Raw genomic sequence first — 21538 nt, 5'->3', positions numbered from 1 at the left:
TCGCTCCTACCCCCCTCCCGGTCAAAACGCTACGCGGGCGTATCGGTCCTTATGGTTTCTTAATGCCGCGCGCCGCCTTTCGCCGTCGAACCTTAACGGCCCGTCGCACTAGGTGATCCGCCGGCCGTCCCCGTTCGGCGGCATCACTTTCGGGATTCATCCGATGCAGGACCTGCTCTGGCTCGCCTTGGTCGGCGGGCTGTTCGCGGCGACGATCGCCTATGTCCGCCTGTGCGACGAGGCGTGACGCGATGACCGTCCATCTCGCGCTCGCCGGGCTCACCGCCCTCGGCCTCCTCCTCTACCTCGTGGTCGCTCTCGTGCGGCCCGAGCGCTTCTGATCGGGAGCCGTCGCCATGACCGTCCACGGCTGGTTCCTGATCGCTCTCTTCGTCGCGCTCGTCGTCGCCGTCGCCAAGCCGATGGGGATGTGGCTGTTCGCGCTGTACGAGGGCCGCCGCACGCCGCTCCACACCGTGCTCAGCCCGGTCGAGCGGGGCTTCTACAAGCTCGCCGGCATCGATCCCGCCGCGGAGCAGAGCTGGCGCCGCTACGCGGTGCATATGCTGCTCTTCAACCTGATGCTGCTGCTGTTCACCTATGCGGTGCTGCGGCTGCAAGGGGTGTTGCCGCTCAATCAGCAGGGGCTGGCCGGGCTGTCGCCGCATCTCGCGTTCAACACCGCGACGAGCTTCACCACCAACACCAACTGGCAGAGCTACGGCGGCGAATCGACGATGTCGAACCTCAGCCAGATGCTCGGCCTCACCATCCATAACTTCCTGTCGGCGGCGACCGGCATCGCGCTCGCTTTCGCGCTGTTCCGCGGCTTCGCCCGGCGCAGCGCCACGACGATCGGCAATTTCTGGGCCGACTGCACCCGCGTGACGCTCTACCTGCTGCTGCCGATCTGCATCGTCTACGCCCTGTTCCTGATCGCGAACGGCGTGCCGCAGACCTTTGCCGCCACCATCGACGCGACCACGCTCGAAGGCGTCAAGCAGACGCTGCTGGTCGGCCCCGTCGCCTCGCAGGAAGCGATCAAGATGCTCGGCACCAACGGCGGCGGCTTCTTCAACGCCAATTCGGCGCATCCGTTCGAGAACCCCAACGCACTCACCAACCTCGTCCAGATGCTGTCGATCTTCGCGATCGGCGCGGGCCTGACCTGGACGTTCGGCAAGGCGGTGGGTAACACCCGCCAGGGCTGGGCGATCCTTGCCGCGATGCTGATCCTGTTCACCGCCGGCGCGTCGGTGGTCTATTGGCAGGAAGCGGTCGGCAATCCCGTGCTGCACAACCTCGGCGTCACCGGCGGCAACATGGAGGGCAAGGAAGTCCGCTTCGGCATCGCCGCGAGCGCCCTGTTCGCCACCGTCACCACCGCCGCCTCATGCGGCGCGGTCAACGCGATGCACGACAGCTTCACCGCACTCGGCGGCCTCATCCCGCTGTTCAACATGCAGCTCGGGGAGGTCGTGATCGGTGGCGTCGGCGCCGGCATCTACGGCTTCCTGCTGTTCGCCATCCTCGCGGTGTTCGTCGCCGGGCTGATGGTCGGCCGCACGCCCGAATATGTCGGCAAGAAGATCGAGAGCCGCGAGGTCAAGCTGGCAGTGCTCGCGATCGCGGTGCTGCCGCTCGTCATCCTCGGCTTCACCGCGCTGTCGTCAGTGCTTCCGCAAGGGCTCGCCGGACCGCTCAACAAGGGGCCGCACGGCTTCTCGGAGATCCTTTACGCCTTCACCTCAGGCGTCGCGAACAACGGCTCGGCCTTCGCCGGGCTCACCGCCAACACGCCCTATTACAATGGGCTGCTCGGCGCCGCGATGTGGATCGGCCGCTTCTTCATCATCGTGCCGATGCTCGCCATCGCGGGCAGCCTGGCGGCAAAGAAGCACACGCCCGAATCCGCCGGATCGTTCCCGACCACCGGACCGCTCTGGGTGGGCCTGCTCGTCGGCATCGTGCTGATCGTCGGCGGCCTCACCTTCCTCCCCAGCCTCGCGCTCGGACCTATCGCCGATCACTTCGCGATGATCCGCGGCCAGCTCTTCTGACGGACGGAAACCATGTCCACCGCACCCACTTCGATGTTCTCGGCAAGCCTGGTTGTCCCGGCGATCGGCGATGCCTTCAGGAAGCTCTCCCCGCGCGAGCTGATCCGCAACCCGGTGCTGTTCACCACTGCCGTCGTCGCGCTGCTGCTCACCGTCCTGCTCGTGATCGGCGGTGAGAAGCTGCCGTTCGGTTTCCAGGCGCAGCTGATCGTCTGGCTGTGGCTGACGGTGCTGTTCGGCACCTTCGCCGAGGCACTGGCGGAAGGCCGCGGCCGTGCCCAGGCGGCCTCGCTGCGCGCCACCAAGTCGGAGCTCCAGGCCAAGCGCCTGACCGGCGCCGGCGAAACCTGGGAAATGGTCGGTGCCGCCCTGCTCCGCCGCGGCGAAACGGTGCTGGTCGAGACCGGCGACCTCATCCCCGCCGACGGCGAGGTGATCGAGGGCGTCGCCTCGGTTAACGAGTCCGCGATCACCGGCGAAAGCGCGCCCGTGATCCGCGAGGCGGGCGGCGACCGTTCGGCGGTGACGGCGGGCACCCGCGTCATCTCCGACCGGATCAAGGTGCGGGTGACGCAGGAACCCGGCCAAGGCTTCCTCGACCGCATGATCGCACTCGTCGAGGGCGCCGAGCGGCAGAAGACACCGAACGAGATCGCGCTGACCATCCTGCTGGTCGGGCTCACCATCATCTTCCTGATCGCGGTCGCGACCATTCCGAGCTTCACCAGCTATGCCGGCGGCCAGGTACCGGTGGCGATCCTGGCGGCGCTGCTGATCACGCTGATCCCGACCACCATCGCGGCACTGCTCTCCGCGATCGGCATCGCGGGCATGGACCGGCTCGTCCGCTTCAACGTGCTCGCCAAGTCGGGGCGCGCGGTCGAAGCGGCCGGCGACATCGACGTGCTGCTGCTCGACAAGACCGGCACCATCACGATCGGCGACCGTCAGGCGAGCGTGTTCCGCCCGCTCACCGGCGTCGACACCGCGGTGCTGGCCGACGCGGCGATGCTCGCCAGCCTCGCCGACGAGACGCCCGAAGGCCGCTCGATCGTCACCCTCGCGCGCGAACGCCATGCGATCCCCGTCCGCACGCTGCCCGCCGATGCGACGGTGATCCCCTTCACCGCCCAGACCCGCCTGTCCGGCGTGCAGATCGACGGCACGCTGATCCACAAGGGCGCGGTCGACTCCATCCTGAAGGCGGTGCCGGCGCTGGCCAACACCCCGCAGGCAGCCGAGCTCAAGCGCGTCACCGACGAGATCGCCCGCGCCGGCGCCACGCCGCTCGCGGTGGTCAAGGATGGCCATCTCCTCGGCGCGATCGCGCTGAAGGACGTGGTCAAGGCCGGCGTACGCGAGCGGTTCGCAGAGCTGCGCCGGATGGGCATCCGCACGGTGATGATCACCGGCGACAACCCGCTCACCGCCGCCGCGATCGCCGCGGAGGCCGGGGTCGACGACTTTCTCGCCGAGGCGACGCCGGAGGACAAGCTCGCCCTGATCCGCAAGGAGCAGCAGGGCGGCCGCCTCGTCGCGATGTGCGGCGACGGCACCAACGACGCCCCCGCCCTCGCCCAGTCGGACGTCGGCGTGGCGATGAACACCGGCACCCAGGCCGCGCGCGAGGCCGGCAACATGGTCGACCTCGACAGCGATCCGACCAAGCTCATCGAGATCGTCGGCCTGGGCAAGCAGCTGCTGATGACGCGCGGCGCGCTCACCACATTCTCGGTGGCCAACGACGTCGCCAAATACTTCGCGATCATCCCGGCGATGTTCATCGCGCTCTATCCGGGGCTCGGGGTGCTCAACGTGATGGGGCTGGCCAGCCCGCAGTCGGCGATCCTCTCCGCGATCATCTTCAACGCGCTGATCATCCCGCTGCTGGTGCCGCTGGCGCTTAAGGGCGTGAAGTATCGCGCGATCGGCGCCGGCCCGCTGCTCGCCCGCAACCTCGCCATCTACGGCCTCGGCGGCCTGCTCGCCCCGTTCGTCGGCATCAAGCTGATCGACCTGCTCGTTGCCGGCCTCCACCTCGCCTGAGGACAGAACCATGCTCACCGACCTCAAGACCGCGCTCCGTCCGGCGATCGTGCTGACGATCCTGTTCGCCGCGCTCCTCGGCCTCGCCTACCCGGCCGCCCTTACCGGCATCGGCCAGCTCGCCTTCCCGCATCAGGCCAATGGCAGCCTGATCCGCGAGAACGGCAAGGTGATCGGCTCCGAGCTGATCGGCCAGGGCTTCGCCGCCCCCGGCTATTTCCACTCGCGGCCCTCGGCCGCCGGCAAGGGCTATGACGCGCTCGCTTCCTCGGGATCGAACCTCGGCCCGACCAGCCAGGCGCTGGTCGACCGCGTCAAGACCGACCTCGCCGCCAATGGTTCCTCACCAGGACAATCGGTTCCCGCCGATCTGGTGACTGCCTCCGCCTCGGGGCTCGATCCCGATCTCAGCCCCGAGGCGGCCTTTTTCCAGGCCGGGCGCGTCGCCAGGGCGCGGGGGATTCCAGTGGATGCAGTACGCCAGCTGATCACGCGCGAGACCCAATATCCGCTGCTCGGCTTCCTCGGCGAGCCGCGCGTCAACGTCCTCGCGCTCAATCGCGCACTCGACCGGTTGGCACCGCGCCCGTAACAAGGAGGGCATGGCCCTGCCGACCAAGGTCCTGATCGTCGAGGACGACGCCGCCATCCGCCGCCTGTTGCGCGTCGCGCTCGAGCGCGCAGGGCATGAGGTGGCGGAGGCGGCCACCGCGCGCGAGGGTCTGTCGCTGCTCGACATCGACAAGCCGCAGGCGGTGCTGCTCGACCTCGGCCTCCCCGACCGCGACGGGCTGGAGCTGATCCAGCTCGTCCGCGCACGCTCGCAGGCGACGGTGCTCGTCGTCTCAGCGCGCGAAGATACGGCCGAGAAGGTCGCGGCGCTCGATCTCGGCGCCGACGATTACCTGACCAAGCCGTTCGACACCGAGGAGTTGCTCGCCCGCATCCGCACCGCGCTCCGCCACCGTCTCGCGACCCAGGCCGAGCGCGACCGCGTCACGGCCGGCGAGGTCGAGATCGACCTCGTCCACCGCCGCGTCCGCCGTGCCGGCGAGGAAGTCCATCTATCGCCCAAGGAATATGAGGTGCTGGCTGAACTCGCCAAGCGGCCCGATCGCGTTATCGGCCACGCCCAACTCCTGCGCACCGTCTGGGGACCGGCGCATGAGACGCACGTGGATTACCTGCGTATCGTGGTGCGCAACCTGCGCCAGAAGCTGGAAGCCGATCCGGCACGGCCGCTGCTGATCATCAACGAACCGGGGGTCGGTTACCGGCTGCGCTCGACTGCGGAGTAGCAGTCGTCCGATCAGGACGTATCCCTTAACATCATCTGGCTCCCACCGCTTGCAAAATAGGATTGGTCCGGTTAATTCAAACCGCTTGCGAATTGCAAGCGGTCTGGAAGAGATTGCGGCCATGATCACCCTATTCGGCGAGGGACGAGGCTTCCGGATTGCCTGGCTGCTGGAAGAGATGGGGCTTCCTTACCGGCTGCGGCCCGTGGACCTGCTGGCCGGCGTCGAGAACGATCCGGAGTTCCTGACCATCAATCCCGCCGGGTTCATCCCCGCGGTCCAGGACGGCGACGTCATCATGGTCGAGTCGATCGCGATCATGGAATATCTGATGGCGCGTTACGGCCCGACGCCGCTTGCGCCGGAGCCGCACGAGCCGGTCTTCCCCTTGTACCAGCAGTTCCTTCACCTCGGCGAGGCGGGACTCGCGGCCTCCATGTATTTCGTCAGCGGCGCGCGCCACATCGCGCCCGAAGGCGAGCGGAACAACTGGAGTGCCCGTCAGGCGATGAGCGTGTTCGAATCCCGGCTGGGACTGGTGACGCGGCAGCTCGAGCGGACGCCCTATGTTGCCGGCGAGGCGTTCACGGCGGCCGACATCTCGGTGGCCTATGCCCTGCTGCAGGCCAGGAGAAACGGAGGCGTCGTCTACGGCGAGGTCGAGGGGGCCTATCTCTCGCGGGTCACGGGTCGTGACGCTTACAAGCAAGCCATGGACATGTGCCAGGATACCAAAGCCTGGGCGGCCGCAAGGGGCGGCTGACGCGCTTCAGAAGTGGAGCACATAAGGCGCTTCACGGCAGTAGGTGGTCGGGGAGACAGGATTCGAACCTGCGACCCTCTGCTCCCAAAGCAGATGCGCTACCAGGCTGCGCTACTCCCCGACGGCGGTTTCCCTAGGGTTTCCGCGTCTGACCCGCAAGGGGCGTTCGGAACGGAGCGGAAACATGTGGCACAGCGCGGCACATTATCGTCCACATTTTCGGGCACAGGAAGGTACGCACCCTCCCGGCATGGACTGGAGGGGGTATGAGCGGGCGCGTTGTTGAAGTGCAGTACTACTCCCGGGCATCGATCCGAGCCAATCCGACCGCATTATATGTGTTTGGAGACAACATGGCTGGGACGGGGCTAGGTGGCCAAGCCAAGGAGTGCCGCGGGGAGCCGAATGTTGTTGGTATCCCTACCAAGTGGCGGCCGACAATGGAAGAAAGCGCCTTTTTCCGGGACGGGGATCTTGAGGCGGTTAAACCTCATATTCAGGAGGCGTTTCGCAAGCTATCGCGCCATCTCGCTCAGGGGGGCATGATAATATGGCCTCGGTATGGCGTCGGAACTGGATTGGCCGATTTGCCCCGAAGGGCACCCGCAATTGCAGCGTTCATTGATCGCTGTCGAGCGCATCTGGAGTGCCCTCCCCATCCTCTAGGAGATAGGGTGATATGACCGACATCGGTCCAAGCCTGGAGAAGCTCCGCCGCGACTGGAGCGAGACGAGTTCGGCTGAGGCGCCCACCGGCATGATCGCGCGACGGGTGATCGGAGGCGTTCTCGATAAGCTGCCGGTGGGTGGGTCGGTGACGATCGAGCGGATTGGTGAGCGGCGCCTGCTTATCAGGCGGTGCGCCTAATCCTCGTCACTGCCCGCCATGATGGCCGGCGCGGTTGCCGTCTCTCCGGCTGTCACGCCGACGCACCGCTAGCAGTGCGTCACCCTTATAAGGGGCTGATCGAGCGGCGTTCCCCATTGGCCTTCAAACTGGCCGGGGTCGCGATGGCGAAACGGTGAAGCCCGCTCTACCAACCACCCCGAACTAGCGCAGCGCTACGCCAGCACCGTCTTTCCGGCTGTCATGTCGTGTGTGGCCCGACCCGCCTCCGTACTTCGCTACGGTCACAACTGCGGCGACCAGGCGATGACGGGCCATCGCACCCGTTTGATGACTTCCCGTATGTCAGGGCAAGTCGCCGCAGCCTCTTTACCTAAGCATATTTCTGTGATAGCCGCAAGGACATGGTTGCGGCGGCGTGGAAGGACACGCTCCGATGGTTGTTCCCGGCGCTACGAGCACATCCGGCCGGTTCGCTCGTAGAAGCTAGCCAACGTTCCGTAAGCGCGGACTGAAACGGGGAGCCGGTATCAAGCCAGGCCCGCAACCAGCCATCTTGCCAAATAGGATTTCACCTGCTCCAACCGATTCGTCGCGGGCGGCGCCTTTCCGGCTCGCTGTTCACCGCCCGCGACGACCTACCAGCTTGCTGCCCGCGCGGTTGTCCACAGCGGCCGATATATCCCCCAGAATACATGGAACCTGTTCCATCCCCCGCATCCGGGGGTGAGACGGCATCGGCAGCGGCGGTTGATCAGGCTATAGTGCGGCCCGACCTTCTCCATGAGCGCCGGAAGGTCCAATTCCTTATACGCACCACATTTCTGGCAGATCACACGGACCTTTGTACCATGCTCCACCATGGCGCCCACCGTCTGCGCCCAAGTGGGGAAAACAACCTCTTGCGTGCGGGTGCCCATGCCGGGGAACATTGAGGGAACGCGGCGCGAGAGTCGAGTCAGGGCTTGGGGCAGTCGAACTTGCCGCCGATGCTGTTCAGCCATCCGCACATCGCCACGCCAGCAGCGTATACGGTATCGCCCCATGTTTCGATCTGGGCTGAATAGGTCGCGGCTGCCGTATCGTCGTTGACGATATCACCCTCGGGCTTGGGCTTGGGCGTCGTCAGCTTCTCAACGAGCGCAGCCTGCGGCATCGGCCTCTCGATCGAGACCGTTTTGCCGCAGCCTGACGCAGCCGAGAGCGCGAGTAGCAGCGCCAGTGCCCGATTTCGGCGCGGATGTGATGGCATCGAGACGCTCCTTGTCCTGATCGGCGATCCGCTGCTGATCCTTCAGCATTTGGGCGGTGGCCCATTCGTTCGCTTTGTTGACGATGCGCTGGGCGGCGATAGCGGCGCGGTTGAGCGCATCCATGTCTTTCGCGCGCTGCGTGGATCTGCCATCGCACTGCCCGAGGAAGAACGACGCGAGCACAAGCCCGGCGACGATCAGCAGCAGCTTGAAGTTACCGCCTAGCCACGCCCAGGCTGCGTTCAGGGCGGATTCGAAGGGGATCATGGCTTTGCCTCCGTGACAGCGCTCTCCGCCTTCTGGAGACCGACCTCAGCGGCTTTTCGCCCTGCGACAGATGACCCGAACTCGTGCCCGACGACACTGGAGCCCCAGCCGATCACAATACCGATGGCGATAAGGAGCGGCTCGCGGTTCCCCGCCGGAACTTCGATGAAGTAGAGTCCTCCTAGAGCCGCAAGGCCGCCCACGATGACGACCACGCCGATCAGGTAGCGGAACCAGACGCGTTCCTCGGTCACAGCAGTAGCCCTTTCATCTTGGCGAGCACCGCCTTGCGGCTGTCGAGCCCATTGGTGCCGCCGTTGATCCGGCGCGTGACCGCCAGCACGTCATCGCGGTCGGCAGGTTCGTTCAGGCCGTTGTCGGTCCAGAAAATGCACGCCACCCACAGCCCGATCGACGGGATGGCGGCAAGCTCGGGATGGCGCTCCAGGTCGACCCCGATCTTCTGCCCGACGCGTCGGTAGTTGCCGCGTCCGGTAAGCTGGATCGGCCCGCGCCCCTTGTAGCGCGGACCATCGCCGGGCTGCGTGTTGCCGAGGTCGGCGCGTCCTTCATAGGTCGCCCCGGAGGCAAGCTCTTCCATGTAGCGGAAGCTGCCGCTTTCGTGGGCGAGCTGCGCCATGAAGTGCGCGAGGCGAAGCGGTGTGTCGAGGATGCCGGCAGCCGTCATATGGACAGCGCCGGACAGCGCCAGCTCGGCGGCACGCTCTGGTGCGGCCCCCGCTTTCGCGAACAGGGCGGCAAGCGTCTGTCGTCCGATGATGCCGTCAGCGGCGACGCCAAGCCGCGTCTGGAGGCGGACAGCTTCGTCCTTGGTCATCATCCATGCCTCCCGGTCAGGAATGCGCTGATGGCCCCGATCGCGGCACTGATCGCCCCAATCGGCAGCACCTTGAGCAGCCAGCCGCCGAAGCCCATCGCGCCAACGCGTTGGTTCTCTGCCGCCTCGAGCACCGTCACCCGCGCCTCAAGCTCAGCCATCTTGCCGGGGACGCTCACCAGCGCCGAAACCTTGTCCGACATGTTGTCGACTTTCTGCGCCATGTTGTTCACGCCGTGGACGACTTCGCGCAATTGGCCCCTCACTTCGCCGACAGCGATGCTGATGTTCTGGAGATCGGCGGCTTGCGTCATGGCGCTTCCTTGACCACCAATGCGCTGGGATCGATGGCGTGGTTGTTGTTGCAGCGGATTCCGTGTCGATGTACGCTATTGAATGGAGGTGACTCATGTCGGAATTGTCGAGAGAAGCCCGTTTCCTTAAGGGGCTTTCTGAGCATTTCGGGGAACGCGCAAAGACCTCGCACAGTAGCGAGCGCCAAACGCTTGAGCGCACCGCTCGCCGATACGATGTTGCCCACAATGTGTTGGTGACCCACCCAGGCGTTGCCGCCGAGGGCATTCTCGAACAGATGCGGGCTGAAGCGCGAGACTTGGAAGAGGCTTGGGACTATCACCGCGCGCTCGGCAGCATCCGCGCGGGGCTTCATTTGCTCCCCTTCGCGAACGAGGTAGAGGAACCCGGCAAGAGCCGCGCTCATACCACAGCCTTCATGACGCGGACGCGCCATAAGCCGCTTGCAAGGTCCACCACGGCGCCCGTTTCATTCTGGAGGCGGATTCGGACAGTGTTTGCCGCCGAGACATAGGCAGAGCAAGTGATGCCCTGTAGATCGTAGGGAGCGGCGGCCATAACAAAGTCGCCAATCGCGGCACCAGTGACTGTGATGGCCGCAGAAGTCTCCCCCGCGCCATCAGCGAGAGAGCCAGGGTCCCACGTCACCGAACCGGTGTAATTGAGGACGCCGTTAAAGGTGTTGTTCGATTGCACCACCGCAGTCGAATTGGCGATAAGGCCGGTCGTGTTGCCGGTCATGATGTTCTCGGAACAGATGCCGGAAGTGGCATCGACCGTGTATCTGATCGCCGCCGTCGCTCCGTTGTTCATGGCGACATAATTGTGCGTAAAGTCGATGATGGTAGCAGTCGAATAGACGCCGTAGTCCACGTTGTTGCGAAGCGTGTTTTTGGCGAGGCGAAGAAAAGCGATCGCGCCGGTGGTCTCGATGCCGTTGTTGAAGCCGGAGATGAAATTCGACTCGAGGTCGATACGGTCGGTCGCCACGCCCGAGGCATTGATGTAGATGCCAATATTGACGCCCGTGCCGACGAACGAATTGCCGGCCACGCGGACGGAGACAGCCCCGAGAATCCGCATGCCGCTTCGGCGACAGCCGTTGATGCGGTTGTTGGTGACGATGCAGCGCGACGCTACGGCAGTGGGCTCGTTGGTCTGAGTGACCCAAATCCCGTCGTAGCAGTCCTCGATGACATTCGATGAAACAACGCTCGACCCGTACCCGGTCACCGAAATGGCGGCGGGCGTGCCGCTCAGCCAAGGAAGCGTCTCATCTGTGTTTGTGCCCTTGATATTGTTTCCGGTGATTACAGTATTGATCGAGGAGGCGGCATAGATTCCTGCTCCGTAGAAATAGCTATTCGGCGGGTCTGCGACGAATACGGTGCCCGAAATGTCCTCAATGCGGTTGTTGGCAACCACAGTCCCATGGATCGGGGCATTATCCGGAAGCGCAAACGTGCCGTAGAGCATGATGCCGTAGCACGGCTGCCCTTTAACGATATTCCCCTCGATAATGTTTCCGTACTGCGTCGAACTCGCCACGATCGTTTGCAGCCCAATGCCAACGCCTGTGCCAGAAACGCATTCGTTACCGCGTATAATATTGTACGAACTGGTGCCATTTAGGAGAATATCATAGCCCATGTCGGACTGCGGTTCCGGATCGGCCGGGTTCTGCGTAACAACGCTGTCGGTGAAGATATTCCCTTCGATTAAGCAGTTGTTTGCGTTGACTAGGCGAATGCCGCCACGGCGCATTCCAGACACGCGAACGCCACGGATAACCGCCCGGTTGACGTTGCTGACGGTGATGCCCCAACCCTCACTGAGGTTGGAGACAGTCGTGTTCGGGATGATCGTAACGTCGGATACGGTGCAATCGTCATGGGCGATGATGATCGCATTCGCGTTGGCGTTCGTTCCGGTGACCGTCAGGACGGACTCCGCCCCATCGCCAGAGATGACTTGCCCCGCAGCAGTGGTCGTCACCGGGCCGTCGATCGACAAGCCCCCTCCCGGCAGCCTGACATGCCTTCCGGTATCGAGAGCCTTTTGAAAGGCGCCCCTACTGGAAAGAACACCCAGGAAATCCGCGACCGAGACGATCTCATCCAACTTGGCCTGGGGCGTCCTGACTACCGCGTCATCGGCATCCAATTTGTAGCTGATCGTCTCTGTACTTTGCCGAACCCAAGCCCCTTCGCTCAGCGGTTCGTTGTCGCTCGCGATGATGTTCACGTCATCGGCTTGGCCGGTGTAGTCGCCGGGGGTCCAGGTGAAGTTGGCCTGGTCGTAAAGGACCATGAACTTGTTGACCGGATAGTCTTTCAGATCCTGCAACGTCTCTGCGACATTGCCCGCGATCAGGGGCGACAGCGCCATGATCGCCTGTCGAGTGCGTAGCGGCGTCATGCCCTTGGTGTTGTCGGTTCCCGCCACCGCTTCGGTCTGATTCGCGTTCGGGCGCCCGCTATCGACCAGCTGCGAAGGCGTGGCCTTCTCGACAGTCACTCCGTTGTCGACGATCAGCGCGGCGCCGCTCGGAACGCTTCCGGAGGGCGGGAGATCGCGAGGAAGGATGTTTGCCATCGGCTAGGCCTTGATGATCTTGTTGAAGAGGATTGTTGGCTGCACGTTCGGATGGGCTTGGCCGCCGCCCGTACTGGCGGCTGTTCCTGAAACGGTGTGCGTGTGAGCGCCGGCTAGGCCCGTGGTTTCCGAACTGGGCACGTACTGACCGAGAGAGCCAAGGCCGCCTTGAGATTCGGCCATGACTCCAGTGTAGACATGCGAGTGTTGCCCGGCCGAATCAGTCGTTCCATTTAGTGTATGCGTATGCGATGGCATCTGCGCTTCGGTAAGCGTGATGCTCTGCGCGCCGCCAGCCGCCCCCAGCGTGGTCCCATTCGGGGACAAGGTGGCACCGGTCAGACGGTCGGCAGTGCTCGCGCCGTTGTTGAAATCTCGGCCAGCGGCAACGCGACCACGGCAATCCGGGAGAAGGAAGGTGGTCGGGCTGACGGTGCCGTAGGTGGTGCCGATCACCGCAAAAAGCGCCGCGAAGTCGGTGCGGCTGAGCGATTGCCCCCCACAAAGCAACCACCCCGGCGGCGGAGTGTCGCCCGCAAAGTCGATCACCGATCCAACGGGGAAGGTCGCGCCGGAAATTTGCCCAACCGTCGCAGCGTCGCTGGGATCGGTGCCCGGCGCCATGTTCGTGATCTTGTTGCCGCCCATCGGCAACGCGGCTTGCATCCCGCCAGAGCCATCGCGAGCCAACGAGCCCGTGAGGGCGGAAGCGATGTCGTTCATTGCGGGATTGTGCTGGGAAACGAGGACGGTATCCCCGGTTTCAACCAAGGTTCCCGATGGTAGGGAATATGTCCCAGCGCTATTTCGAGGCAACTCGCTGAACTCCGCATCTGGTGCTACAGATGCGCGTGAAGTGGTTCAGCCGCGCTCGAATGTGGCCACAATATCAGAAGTAGGAATAGCGGGCAAGGATACGGTGTGCTATGTGCGCGAGATGGCCGACTTCATCCGCGGACTTGATCCAGCTACTCGCGCGTTCCTGACAATCTTCATCGCGGTGGCAATCAAAGGCGTGCTTTACAGCTGGTGGGAGCGATACAAGCACGCTGAAGCCGGAAAGCCGGTTACGATGAAGATGCGCAATGGCGTCTATGTGCCATGGGGTCGCGTGCAGAAAATCCAGCGAGCTTTCAATATCATCGTTGCAATTTGGGCGGTGTGGATCGCCGCCATGCTGATCGCGATTGTGATCGACCAGTTCGTCTACAAGTTCGTCTAGTAGCCACCATATTCAAGCAGGGCTCGCGCGACCTCGCTATTCGCCGCAGCACCGATGTGGCCGCCGCGAATCGCTGAATTCTCGAGGAGCCCGGCTAGATCAGCAGCGTATTGAGGGCCGCCATAGGCCATATTCTCGGCAACCTGCGCCGACCGCTCCGTGAGGCCCTGCCCGAGCTGCCGGGCTCCATACGCCAAGCCACCCAGCCCAAGACCTCCGACAGCCCCAAGCGGGCCAACGGCTGACCCGCCAGCGCCAGCTGCCAGCAGGGTCGGAAGTGCCGCCACCGGGCCGGTGGGCGCGAAGCGCCCCACCCAACGTAGCGAATTGCTAACTGGATTTCCTCGTGCCACGTCTGCAATCTGTGCGGACACCTCGGGGGAAAAAATCTCCTGCCCCTTGGCGATGCTGCGATCGAGCTGGCGAAAATCGGTGCGCAGAGCGTTCCCCTGGCCGCTATTGCTGAACTGGCCAGCCCGAACGTCCGCCAACTCGCGAGCCTGCGCGATCTTGTCGCCTTGCAGATACCGGCTCGCCATGCCACGCGCCTCGGCAAGACCCGACGCAAGGTCCGGATTGGTCGCGTCGGTCCACTGATCAAAGTTGTCTAGCAGTAGACGAGCAATACGCTTTTCGCTCGCATCCTGGCTGGAGAGCCCATCAGCGATCACCCCGCGCACCGTCTGGATTTGCTTCGGCGTCATCTCCGACCCGGCATAATCCTGAATAAGCTGCTGAGCCTCCTTCACCTTTGGCTGAACTTCCGTCAGCCGGCCAGTCGGGGACATTCGCCCCTCACGCGCCAAGATGCCGCTCGTCGTGTCCGCAAGCGCAAGCGTCTCATCGCCTGTGGCCGTCAGCCCGCGTGCCTCGGCTTGGCTATACAGGTCAGATGCTGCCTGCTTCACCTGTTCAGATGTCGGTACCGATTCATCAAGCGCACGAATGCGACCCCCGAACCCGGTAGCCTTCGGGAATGCCCCACCGATCGCGCGGCCGATGCGATTGCCGGCGAACGCCCCTAAAGCCCCCCCAAGCGCCCCATAGACAGGATCATCGGCCTGAGTGGCGCCGTAGATCGTGCCATAGCCGATATCCCCCGCCAGCGGGTTTGCGAGAATGCTCGCCACTTCGCTTCCTGCCCCAAGGGCGCCAGCCCCGGCCTTCAGCAGGCCACCGGTAACCGCTGTGCCGCCAACGCCTCCAGCGATGTCGCCAAGGAACGTCTGCACGGGATATTCGTCCCGCAACGCGTCCATCTGACCGCGCGCGATATACGAGGGAATTCCGAAGCCACCGGCATTGAGCCCCGCCGCCACCCCAGCCCCGATGCCATACTGGTCCGAGAGGAGATTGTTGCGGAACTGATCGAAGCCGGAAAGTTCCTGACGCACCGATGGGATAGCGATCTGGCCCGGCGCGGCTCCCTTGATCGCAGCATCGTTCAAATTCGGAACGCTAGCCGCATAAGCCTCGGGATCACTGCTGAAGCCGTACTTACGATCGAGGTTGATCCGAAAGGCCGTATAATCTCGCGGATCGATCTTGCCCCAATTGCTCGCGAGATACTGCTGATGCTCACGCTGCATCTCGGGCGGGATCGGAATAGCCCCTTCGGTCGCCCCGGCACCGGCTGCGCGGAGAGGCTCCGTTTGCGGATTGGCTGGAGGCGTGATCGGCTCTCCCCCGATCAGCGCAGAGATGAGCCGATCGGGATCGCCCTCCTTCTCAGCATAGCGACGGAAGTTCGGAGCGAATACCTGCGTGTCATCGCCGCCAATGACCTGCTTTGGATCGATGCCGTTCGCTTCAGCGACGCTGGCCATCTCAGCGCGGCGCGCCTCATAGAGCGCCTTTCGGGAAGAAAGAACCTGCATGATCTCGTGCCGCAGGCGACGACGCGTTTCCGGCGTGAAGTTGCCGGCGCCGTCCATGCCGAACTGCTTTTTGATGTTCTCGACTGCCGACTGAAACCATGGCTGTGAGCTGGTGACCATGTTGTTTTCTTGGTCACGAACAACTGAATCCGGATCCATGACCTTCGCATACGCGTAGGTCAGCGCGATATCGCCCTGTGGATTGTCGCCGGTGCCCAGAGCCGCCGCCGCCTGCTGCGTGGATACGCGATAGGCTTTGATCTCGGGGAGAGACGCATATTCCTTGCGCAGCGTCTGCGGATTGGTGATCGCATCCGACGCGGCCGAGCGCGCAGCGTTCTCCTGGCTGATACCAAGCTGCTGGCGTTGCATCGCCTGATCTTCGCTGGCCCGACTCTCTGCCTGTTTCTTTCGCGCCTCTTCGGCAGCCCGATAGGGGTCCGCAATCACGCGCCCGCGCGTCTGCTGCGCAGGACCTACGAGTTGCCATTCCTGCCCAGGAGCGGCGCGGCGGTAAATCTGGCCCTGATAGACGCGCTCTTCCATCACCGCAGCCCCGTGGTGCCACGACGACCGAAATAGGGCACCTTCCCATATCCCGGCAGTGTCACATGGATATGATCGCCCTCGTCAAGCAATCGAGCCTGCGGGCCGAAATAGCTGCGAAGGTCAGCAAGCGAGGCGCCGACATAATCAGCGGCATCGCCGGTGAGGTGGTGCGAGTGAGGCGCGCCGCCGACTAGGCGATTCCCCTCGGGTGTACGGCGCCCGCTCGTCATGCGGCCAGGCGCGCGCATCGGATCTGCGAAGTCGTTCGGACGCACATATTCGCGCTCCTGCTGACGGTGCAAGGATTGCGCATATGCCGTAGCCTGCTCTGGGGTTTGAAAAATGCCTAAGTGCTTGCCGGTGCGCTCATATTCCCTGACTGCCTCCTCATCAGAAACGACGCGTCCGCCTACCACGGTCGGGATCAGCACCTCTCCCTGATCCGTACCGATCGAAATGGTGCGGACGGTCGAAATCGAGCCATCGCGGTTGTGGACGACGTGGCGATCATGAATGTCGATGTTGCCAGGGACCATGGGCTTAGCGAAAGCCGCCCGACGCGCTCGGCGTCGGACCTCCCTTGTCGAAGTCGAAATCCGGGGGAAGCGTCTTAGGGGGCGCCACTCCCCCCGGAGCCGAAGATGCTGGATCACCTCCTCCCGATAGTGCTGCTGAAAGCTCAGATCTCGGCCCGATGAAAATGCCGCCGCCAGGAAGCGTCACGACAGTCTCAGGGTCGGTCTTGTTCTCAACGTAACGCTGGAAACTCTGCTGCCACTCGGGCGTACCCGGCTGGACGCCAGACGCGACCAACGCGCGCTCGAACTCGGTCGGCTGCTGCGGCGTCGGATGCATCTGCTTGTATTGCATCTGGGCGAACTGGCGAACCTCCTCGGGGAGGGACGGATCAAGCAGCGCGCGCGACACCACATCATTGCTCGCGCCTCCGCTCAGGAGGGCGCTCGCCACTTCATTCGCAGCGGCAGCGTTTGCTTCCTGCTCACGATCAAGCTTCCGCGCCTCTAGTGCGCCTGTGATGCCCTGAGCGACGCGAGCAAGCCCCTGCCAAGGCGACGCGATCGGCGAATAGTCAGCCCCGGCCGCCATCTGCCGAGCTGCGAGCTGGCGTTCAGCTGCAATCTCATCGGGCGATCGACGGGCGCCCCCGGCGCCGAACACGAACGGCTCAACCGGAGCGGTCGCAGGGTCGGGTCTGATGGAAAGGTCATACGGGCTGATGCGCGGGAACCCGAAGCCTTCGATTGGGAGGTTGCCGAGCCAAGCCATCAGCCCCAAGCCCTTATACCTGCGCTGCCGAGCGAGCCGGCGAGACCAAAGAGACCACCAAGCGCCGCGTTACTGGACGCAAGCTGGCTCTGGTAGTTCTGGCCCACAAGACCCGTGTAGTCGACGCCGCCGACGCTCGCCTGTGGCGTGGCACCGGACTGCGCTGCCGGATTGGACACCTGCGATCCGGACAGAAGCGCGGTGATTTCGTTGATCGGCTGATTACGCTCTGCAAGCGCCTCGCTGAACGCCTGCGAGCGCCCTGTCAGGGCAAGTTGGTTGAGCTGATCGGTGTTTGCCTGGGACAGGCGCTCCATCTCGGAATTCCACGCCGCAGTGCCGGGACGAAGGCCCGAGTTGATGAGCCGTGTGCGCAGCGCTTCCTCATTACGCGCCTGCTGCGGCAGGATGCGCGAGGCCCCTAGATCATAGGCCCAATCAGCCGCATCCTGATTGTTGAACTCGAACGGATCGTTCAGATACTCGCCGAGTTTCGCCGACTGCTCCTGTGCTATCCCTGCGATGTTCGATTGCGCGGCCTGAGACTTATCGAAGATGGCTTGCTGCTCAGGGGTAAACGTCGTGGTCTGGGTGTAACGCGGGATCGTGATGAGCTTGCCGGTGGAATCAACATAGCTCGTCGAACCGTTGGGGCTATAGCTTACCGTTCCCCAAGGGTTGACCTGATCGGTCATGTTGATGAGCTGTTGCGAAACCGCCGTGTCGCGGTTGAGGCCGCTCTGAGCCTGAGCGGTCTGCATCGGATCGGGTGGTTTCGGTGTGCTGACCAATGTTCGGACCTACCTGCTCAGTGCGCGAAGTAGGTCCAGCCGCACGAATTGCGCTCTCTATAGCCTATGACGGGCGCTGCATCAATACTTCCACTCGTCCCGAAGTATCCCCATGACGAATGCATCTTTGCCCGGACCAAAATGAGATCGTAACCGTCCCTCATATTGACCGCCAAGGCGCTCGGCGAATGTCGCCACGACTTCGTCGGCGGTTATCGCCGTCATGCGTTCACACCCAAGCTTATCATAGACATAGGTGCCGACAGCCCGGAGAAACGCCCGCGTCCACCCGCATCCTGCTACGCTGACATGAACATCGGCGCCTTCGAAATGGTTGAACACCACGCCACCTGCGATCTCTCCGTCCCGGACGACCCCGAGCGCGGCGTATGGAGGGCACAGGCCAAAGCCGAGGCGCTCGGACACGAACCGCGCCACCTCCTCGCCTTCGACGATCACGAGACCTGCTCCGCTGCGGAATAGAGCATCTCAAGGCGCACGACTTCCACGTCCAACGGTTGAACGTCGCCGCTCGTCACCTGATAAGCCAGCGAACACGCATAGCCCGTGCCGCCGAGTGAAACCCAATCCGTGGTGACGACATCGGCGAGGCCTCCGCCCCACACCGACTGGCCCCATATAGCCGAACCCCAGATGTTCGCTGGTCCGCTGGTGATGCTCGGGGGGGGCGCCGTTGGGACGGTAAGCAGATAATCGCTCTGGAAATTGAGTTGTCCGTAGATGTGATTCGTACCGCGCACCACGGCTCGGCCGGCAGTAGAAATCTTGAGCGCTCCGGGATTGTCGAAGTCGTCGTAGAGCGGCAGGACGACGCCAGTGTAGGGTGCGCCTTCATCATCGCCGCCGACGTTGGCCAGCATCACGCGGCCATCCGGGCCGCCATAATAGAGCTTGCCCTCGAACACCTCCATGCACGTCACGCGCCAGCCCGTGAAGCGGGTCCACGCACCCGTCTCGGTGTTCGAGATGAACAGTACTGGATTGGGTGCGTCCTGCGTCGTCGGCGGCGCGATAACGGCCATCTTTTGCTCTGGCCATAGCTCCGCTTGCCAGCCTGCGGCAGAGCGAAGCAAGGTTGCATCGTTCCAAGCATCCTGAATACGATAGGAAACGGTGGCAACGTTGAGCGAGGTAACGTCAAGCTCGATCGCCTTGGACAGCGGCACCAGCCCGACGCTGGTCGCGACGGCGATATCGCCGCCCCCCTTGATGAAGCTGCGGTTTCCAAGCGGGCGACCGATGCGGTACACACCGACCTTGGTCCATGTCGCGGCTTCTCCGGGATAGGAGCCTTGATAGACCGCCGCCTCCCCTTCTTCCGAGACGAAGACGCACTGCTCCGAAAGACCACCCTCCGCGCTTGTTTCCAGAGACCATCCTTGCCCGAACATAAGAGCACCGCCACGACCCATGACCCCGGACAGAGGGAACATTGTGGCGCCGCCCCCAATCGCGTCCACCTGATCCATGTACCATGCGTTCAGGCTGTCCTTTTGCAGGAACCAAAGCCGGTTCTTGTAGGGCCACACGTAACTCATGTCGGCACTGGTGAGGCCATCGGGGAAGGTCACGCCAGGCGCAACACTCTCGGCCGTTCCGGCGGTGACCGCTTCGCCGCCCATGCTGCCGGTGATCGTCTCGCCGTCCACGAACGAGCCGCCGCTGACGAAGGTCTGCGCCCCTACCGCATTCGCAGCACCACCACTCCCGTCGCGCAGTGGTTCGCCAGCAATGAAATCTCCGATCAGGCCTTCCAGCGTGAGCGTGCCGGCGAGGATCGGATCGCTGGCTTTCCCATTAACGACTGCCGCACCTCCGCCGCTGCCGGTGATCGTTTCATTGTCCTGAAAGGTGCCCGACAGTGTCTTGATAGTCAGCGTGCCTGATGCAGTCGTCCCCGCAACCGACACGACCTCTCCGCTGGCGCCGCTGGTTGTACCAGTGACAATCTGCGCAGGCGTGAAATCCACTGTGCCGCCGTCATAGGGCAACGTCCATGTCGTAGTGCCGGGCGTGATGCTGGCGATCCGCGCAGACGCCGACGAAACCTGCCCCCGCAACGTGCTCTCGACGTGAAAGGCGGCTGAGCCTCCGACATACTCGATCGTCCATGTCTCGGGTGGATACTCAACATCGCGCAAGATCAGGCGGCCAGCCTCGACACGCCAGATTACGCCTGCCGCGGAACTCGTCGAGCCCGTGACGGTATCCCCTTCTACAAAGGGCGTTACCTGTCCGTCATAGGGCAAGCTCCACAGCCCACCCGGCAGGTTCGGCCAGAAGTCCGAACCGTCGTAGATGAAGCCGGTATCCTGCCCATTGACGCCGATGAGATAGATGCCGCCTGTGGTCGAGAACTGGACCACGATCCAGTTGCCGCCCGTGAAACCGCCCATGACACTCGGGCCGACCGACGACCAACCAAAGAAGTCGCCATTTTCCGTAACGATGACATTGTCTTCTTCGTCAACGATCGCGGCGTCATATGGGAACGTGACCGCCGTTACGTCGTATATCGCTTCATCAGTCGTCGCGAACAGCTTGCGCACCGCGCCGGTGTTGTAGCTGAACAGGGATGTAGTAGGCCGTTCCCCGGAACCGACTGTGGCGTAACGGCGCGTGCCGCGGCGCAGGATGACGCCCGTTGCCCGCGGGAAGAAGTTGTCGAGGATCGCCGCGCCGGGCGTGGCGCCATCGTTAGGCGTGGCCAATGACCGATTGCTGATCCAGCCCCCGACCGGAGCCGGAAACCGCCTTGGCTCCGACTTGCGCTGTGTCGGGCGCCGGTTCGGGCGCGCGTACATGCCCTAGACCCCCAGGGGCCAAGGCCAGGAGGGATAAGTGCCGGGCATCACCCGGTAATAGGAACGGCGATAGACGCGCGAGCCCCTGTCTCGGGTCGCATATTCCCCCAGCGCCTTCGTGAAGGCGTCCTGGTCACCCGTGAAATCCAGCTTCTTGTTCTCGCGCCAGCGCCAGACGAGCCCCAGCATCAACAGCCGCTCGGGCAGCAGGAATTCGTCGGTGTCCGCGGTGAACTGAGCCTTGGGAAGCGTCGTGCTCGCATCCTTGGCCCAATTCTTGGTGATGTACGGGAACTGCGCTCGATTGTTGAGCGGCGGCGCGAACCGCATCTGGTTCGCGTAGATCGTCCATACACCGGGGAGCACGGCGAACGCGCCCTCCTGCGTGATCAGGAAGGTATTGATATCGACCGTATGGACATAGCCCTGAATCCAGTTGTCAGGGTCCCACACGTCCGAGCGCACCAGCATCCGGTCGTAATCATCCGGCATATCGTAGCTGGATTGCGTACCATCACCGTCGAGCGTCTGAAGGCGGATGAGGGACTGCCAGTCATGCGACTTGGCGATATCCTGCGCCACCTCGTTCACAAGGTCAGCAATCTCCATCTCGAATACGAGGCCGGGGGCGGCTCCGAAGAATGCCCCCGGCTTGCGTCCGATCAGCTTTACCGCTGCCGACTGCATGGCCTCCAGAATGGCCAT

The 21538-nt window shown here is 63.5% G+C and carries 25 protein-coding genes and 1 tRNA gene; 10 read left to right on the top strand and 16 right to left on the bottom strand.

All coding sequences use genetic code 11. The features are described 5' to 3' along the window. Positions 1 to 112: 112 nt before the first annotated feature. From LZK98_RS20535 to LZK98_RS11980, 7 genes are all read left to right on the top strand, one after another. Complete coding sequence (locus LZK98_RS20535; protein ID WP_264757850.1) at positions 113 to 247, top strand: hypothetical protein; 135 nt, start codon at positions 113 to 115, stop codon at positions 245 to 247. 4 nt (positions 248 to 251) lie between these two features. Next, positions 252 to 341 (top strand): K(+)-transporting ATPase subunit F, encoded by a 90-nt coding sequence (kdpF, locus tag LZK98_RS12005; RefSeq protein ID WP_233782617.1) that lies wholly within the window; start codon positions 252 to 254, stop codon positions 339 to 341. Between the two features lie 15 nt (positions 342 to 356). Beyond that, positions 357 to 2060 (top strand): potassium-transporting ATPase subunit KdpA, encoded by a 1704-nt coding sequence (gene kdpA / locus LZK98_RS12000; protein WP_233782616.1) that lies wholly within the window; start codon positions 357 to 359, stop codon positions 2058 to 2060. Positions 2061 to 2072: 12 nt separating this feature from the next. After that, a complete protein-coding gene (gene kdpB / locus LZK98_RS11995; protein WP_233782615.1) occupies positions 2073 to 4106 on the top strand; it encodes a potassium-transporting ATPase subunit KdpB in 2034 nt (677 codons plus the stop codon). A 10-nt stretch (positions 4107 to 4116) separates the two neighbouring features. After that, positions 4117 to 4698, top strand: coding sequence for a potassium-transporting ATPase subunit KdpC (kdpC, locus tag LZK98_RS11990; RefSeq protein ID WP_233782614.1), 582 nt, complete (start codon positions 4117 to 4119; stop codon positions 4696 to 4698). Positions 4699 to 4708: 10 nt separating this feature from the next. Further along, entirely contained in the window at positions 4709 to 5404 is a 696-nt protein-coding gene (locus tag LZK98_RS11985; RefSeq protein ID WP_233782613.1) for a response regulator, read from the top strand. 85 nt (positions 5405 to 5489) lie between these two features. Beyond that, positions 5490 to 6167 carry a glutathione S-transferase family protein gene (locus LZK98_RS11980; RefSeq protein WP_233782612.1) on the top strand — a complete coding sequence of 226 codons (678 nt, stop codon included), beginning with the start codon at positions 5490 to 5492 and terminating at the stop codon, positions 6165 to 6167. A gap of 44 nt (positions 6168 to 6211) precedes the next feature. Here LZK98_RS11980 and LZK98_RS11975 read toward each other — a convergent pair. Next, a tRNA-Pro gene (locus tag LZK98_RS11975) sits at positions 6212 to 6288 on the bottom strand. A gap of 145 nt (positions 6289 to 6433) precedes the next feature. Here LZK98_RS11975 and LZK98_RS20750 point away from each other — a divergent pair. Both LZK98_RS20750 and LZK98_RS11970 read left to right on the top strand, forming a co-directional pair. Next, positions 6434 to 6850 carry a DUF7831 domain-containing protein gene (locus LZK98_RS20750; RefSeq protein WP_454877246.1) on the top strand — a complete coding sequence of 139 codons (417 nt, stop codon included), beginning with the start codon at positions 6434 to 6436 and terminating at the stop codon, positions 6848 to 6850. Continuing rightward, complete coding sequence (locus tag LZK98_RS11970) at positions 6847 to 7035, top strand: hypothetical protein (protein ID WP_233782611.1); 189 nt, start codon at positions 6847 to 6849, stop codon at positions 7033 to 7035. The genes LZK98_RS20750 and LZK98_RS11970 overlap by 4 nt, the downstream gene beginning before the upstream one ends. Before the next feature lie 937 nt (positions 7036 to 7972). Here LZK98_RS11970 and LZK98_RS11965 read toward each other — a convergent pair. The 8 genes from LZK98_RS11965 to LZK98_RS11930 are packed head-to-tail and all read right to left on the bottom strand — an operon-like array spanning position 7973 to position 13005. After that, positions 7973 to 8170, bottom strand: coding sequence for a hypothetical protein (locus tag LZK98_RS11965; protein ID WP_233782610.1), 198 nt, complete (start codon positions 8168 to 8170; stop codon positions 7973 to 7975). Further along, positions 8148 to 8534, bottom strand: a complete 387-nt coding sequence (locus LZK98_RS11960) for a hypothetical protein (RefSeq protein WP_233782609.1) — start codon at positions 8532 to 8534, stop codon at positions 8148 to 8150. The genes LZK98_RS11965 and LZK98_RS11960 overlap by 23 nt, the downstream gene beginning before the upstream one ends. Continuing rightward, positions 8531 to 8788: a hypothetical protein gene (locus tag LZK98_RS11955; RefSeq protein WP_233782608.1), complete on the bottom strand. Its 258-nt coding sequence runs from the start codon at positions 8786 to 8788 to the stop codon at positions 8531 to 8533. The genes LZK98_RS11960 and LZK98_RS11955 overlap by 4 nt, the downstream gene beginning before the upstream one ends. Further along, a complete protein-coding gene (locus LZK98_RS11950) occupies positions 8785 to 9372 on the bottom strand; it encodes a glycoside hydrolase family 19 protein (protein WP_233782607.1) in 588 nt (195 codons plus the stop codon). Before LZK98_RS11950 ends, LZK98_RS11955 begins: the two co-directional genes overlap by 4 nt. After that, a complete protein-coding gene (locus tag LZK98_RS11945; protein ID WP_233782606.1) occupies positions 9372 to 9686 on the bottom strand; it encodes a hypothetical protein in 315 nt (104 codons plus the stop codon). Before LZK98_RS11945 ends, LZK98_RS11950 begins: the two co-directional genes overlap by 1 nt. Continuing rightward, the gene (locus LZK98_RS11940) at positions 9683 to 10093 is read right to left on the bottom strand and encodes a hypothetical protein (RefSeq protein WP_233782605.1); all 411 of its coding nucleotides are present in this window, start codon (positions 10091 to 10093) and stop codon (positions 9683 to 9685) included. The genes LZK98_RS11945 and LZK98_RS11940 overlap by 4 nt, the downstream gene beginning before the upstream one ends. Then, positions 10090 to 12282, bottom strand: a complete 2193-nt coding sequence (locus LZK98_RS11935) for a right-handed parallel beta-helix repeat-containing protein (RefSeq protein WP_233782604.1) — start codon at positions 12280 to 12282, stop codon at positions 10090 to 10092. The genes LZK98_RS11940 and LZK98_RS11935 overlap by 4 nt, the downstream gene beginning before the upstream one ends. Before the next feature lie 3 nt (positions 12283 to 12285). Beyond that, positions 12286 to 13005 (bottom strand): phage tail protein, encoded by a 720-nt coding sequence (locus tag LZK98_RS11930; RefSeq protein ID WP_233782603.1) that lies wholly within the window; start codon positions 13003 to 13005, stop codon positions 12286 to 12288. On the opposite strand from LZK98_RS11930, the gene LZK98_RS11925 reads away from it, so the two are divergent. Beyond that, on the top strand, positions 12995 to 13504 hold the full coding sequence (locus tag LZK98_RS11925; RefSeq protein WP_233782602.1) for a hypothetical protein: 510 nt from the start codon (positions 12995 to 12997) through the stop codon (positions 13502 to 13504). The two genes, LZK98_RS11930 and LZK98_RS11925, sit on opposite strands and share 11 nt — an antisense overlap. Here LZK98_RS11925 and LZK98_RS11920 read toward each other — a convergent pair. From LZK98_RS11920 to LZK98_RS11890, 7 genes are all read right to left on the bottom strand, one after another. Further along, positions 13501 to 15927, bottom strand: a complete 2427-nt coding sequence (locus LZK98_RS11920; protein WP_233782601.1) for a hypothetical protein — start codon at positions 15925 to 15927, stop codon at positions 13501 to 13503. The genes LZK98_RS11925 and LZK98_RS11920 overlap by 4 nt on opposite strands. Continuing rightward, positions 15927 to 16466 carry a D-Ala-D-Ala carboxypeptidase family metallohydrolase gene (locus tag LZK98_RS11915; RefSeq protein ID WP_233782600.1) on the bottom strand — a complete coding sequence of 180 codons (540 nt, stop codon included), beginning with the start codon at positions 16464 to 16466 and terminating at the stop codon, positions 15927 to 15929. The genes LZK98_RS11920 and LZK98_RS11915 overlap by 1 nt, the downstream gene beginning before the upstream one ends. A gap of 4 nt (positions 16467 to 16470) precedes the next feature. Next, complete coding sequence (locus LZK98_RS11910) at positions 16471 to 17217, bottom strand: hypothetical protein (protein WP_233782599.1); 747 nt, start codon at positions 17215 to 17217, stop codon at positions 16471 to 16473. Then, on the bottom strand, positions 17217 to 18008 hold the full coding sequence (locus LZK98_RS11905) for a hypothetical protein (protein ID WP_233782598.1): 792 nt from the start codon (positions 18006 to 18008) through the stop codon (positions 17217 to 17219). The genes LZK98_RS11910 and LZK98_RS11905 overlap by 1 nt, the downstream gene beginning before the upstream one ends. Positions 18009 to 18089: 81 nt before the next feature. After that, positions 18090 to 18467: a GNAT family N-acetyltransferase gene (locus LZK98_RS11900; RefSeq protein ID WP_233782597.1), complete on the bottom strand. Its 378-nt coding sequence runs from the start codon at positions 18465 to 18467 to the stop codon at positions 18090 to 18092. Next, positions 18464 to 20833: a hypothetical protein gene (locus LZK98_RS11895; RefSeq protein WP_233782596.1), complete on the bottom strand. Its 2370-nt coding sequence runs from the start codon at positions 20831 to 20833 to the stop codon at positions 18464 to 18466. The genes LZK98_RS11900 and LZK98_RS11895 overlap by 4 nt, the downstream gene beginning before the upstream one ends. A gap of 3 nt (positions 20834 to 20836) precedes the next feature. Then, positions 20837 to 21538: a phage adaptor protein gene (locus tag LZK98_RS11890; RefSeq protein ID WP_233782595.1), complete on the bottom strand. Its 702-nt coding sequence runs from the start codon at positions 21536 to 21538 to the stop codon at positions 20837 to 20839.

Source organism: Sphingomonas cannabina, assembly GCF_021391395.1.
Lineage (GTDB): Bacteria > Pseudomonadota > Alphaproteobacteria > Sphingomonadales > Sphingomonadaceae > Sphingomonas > Sphingomonas cannabina.
Note: the sequence above shows the minus strand (reverse complement) of the source record. Positions and strands in the feature narration are given on the sequence as shown.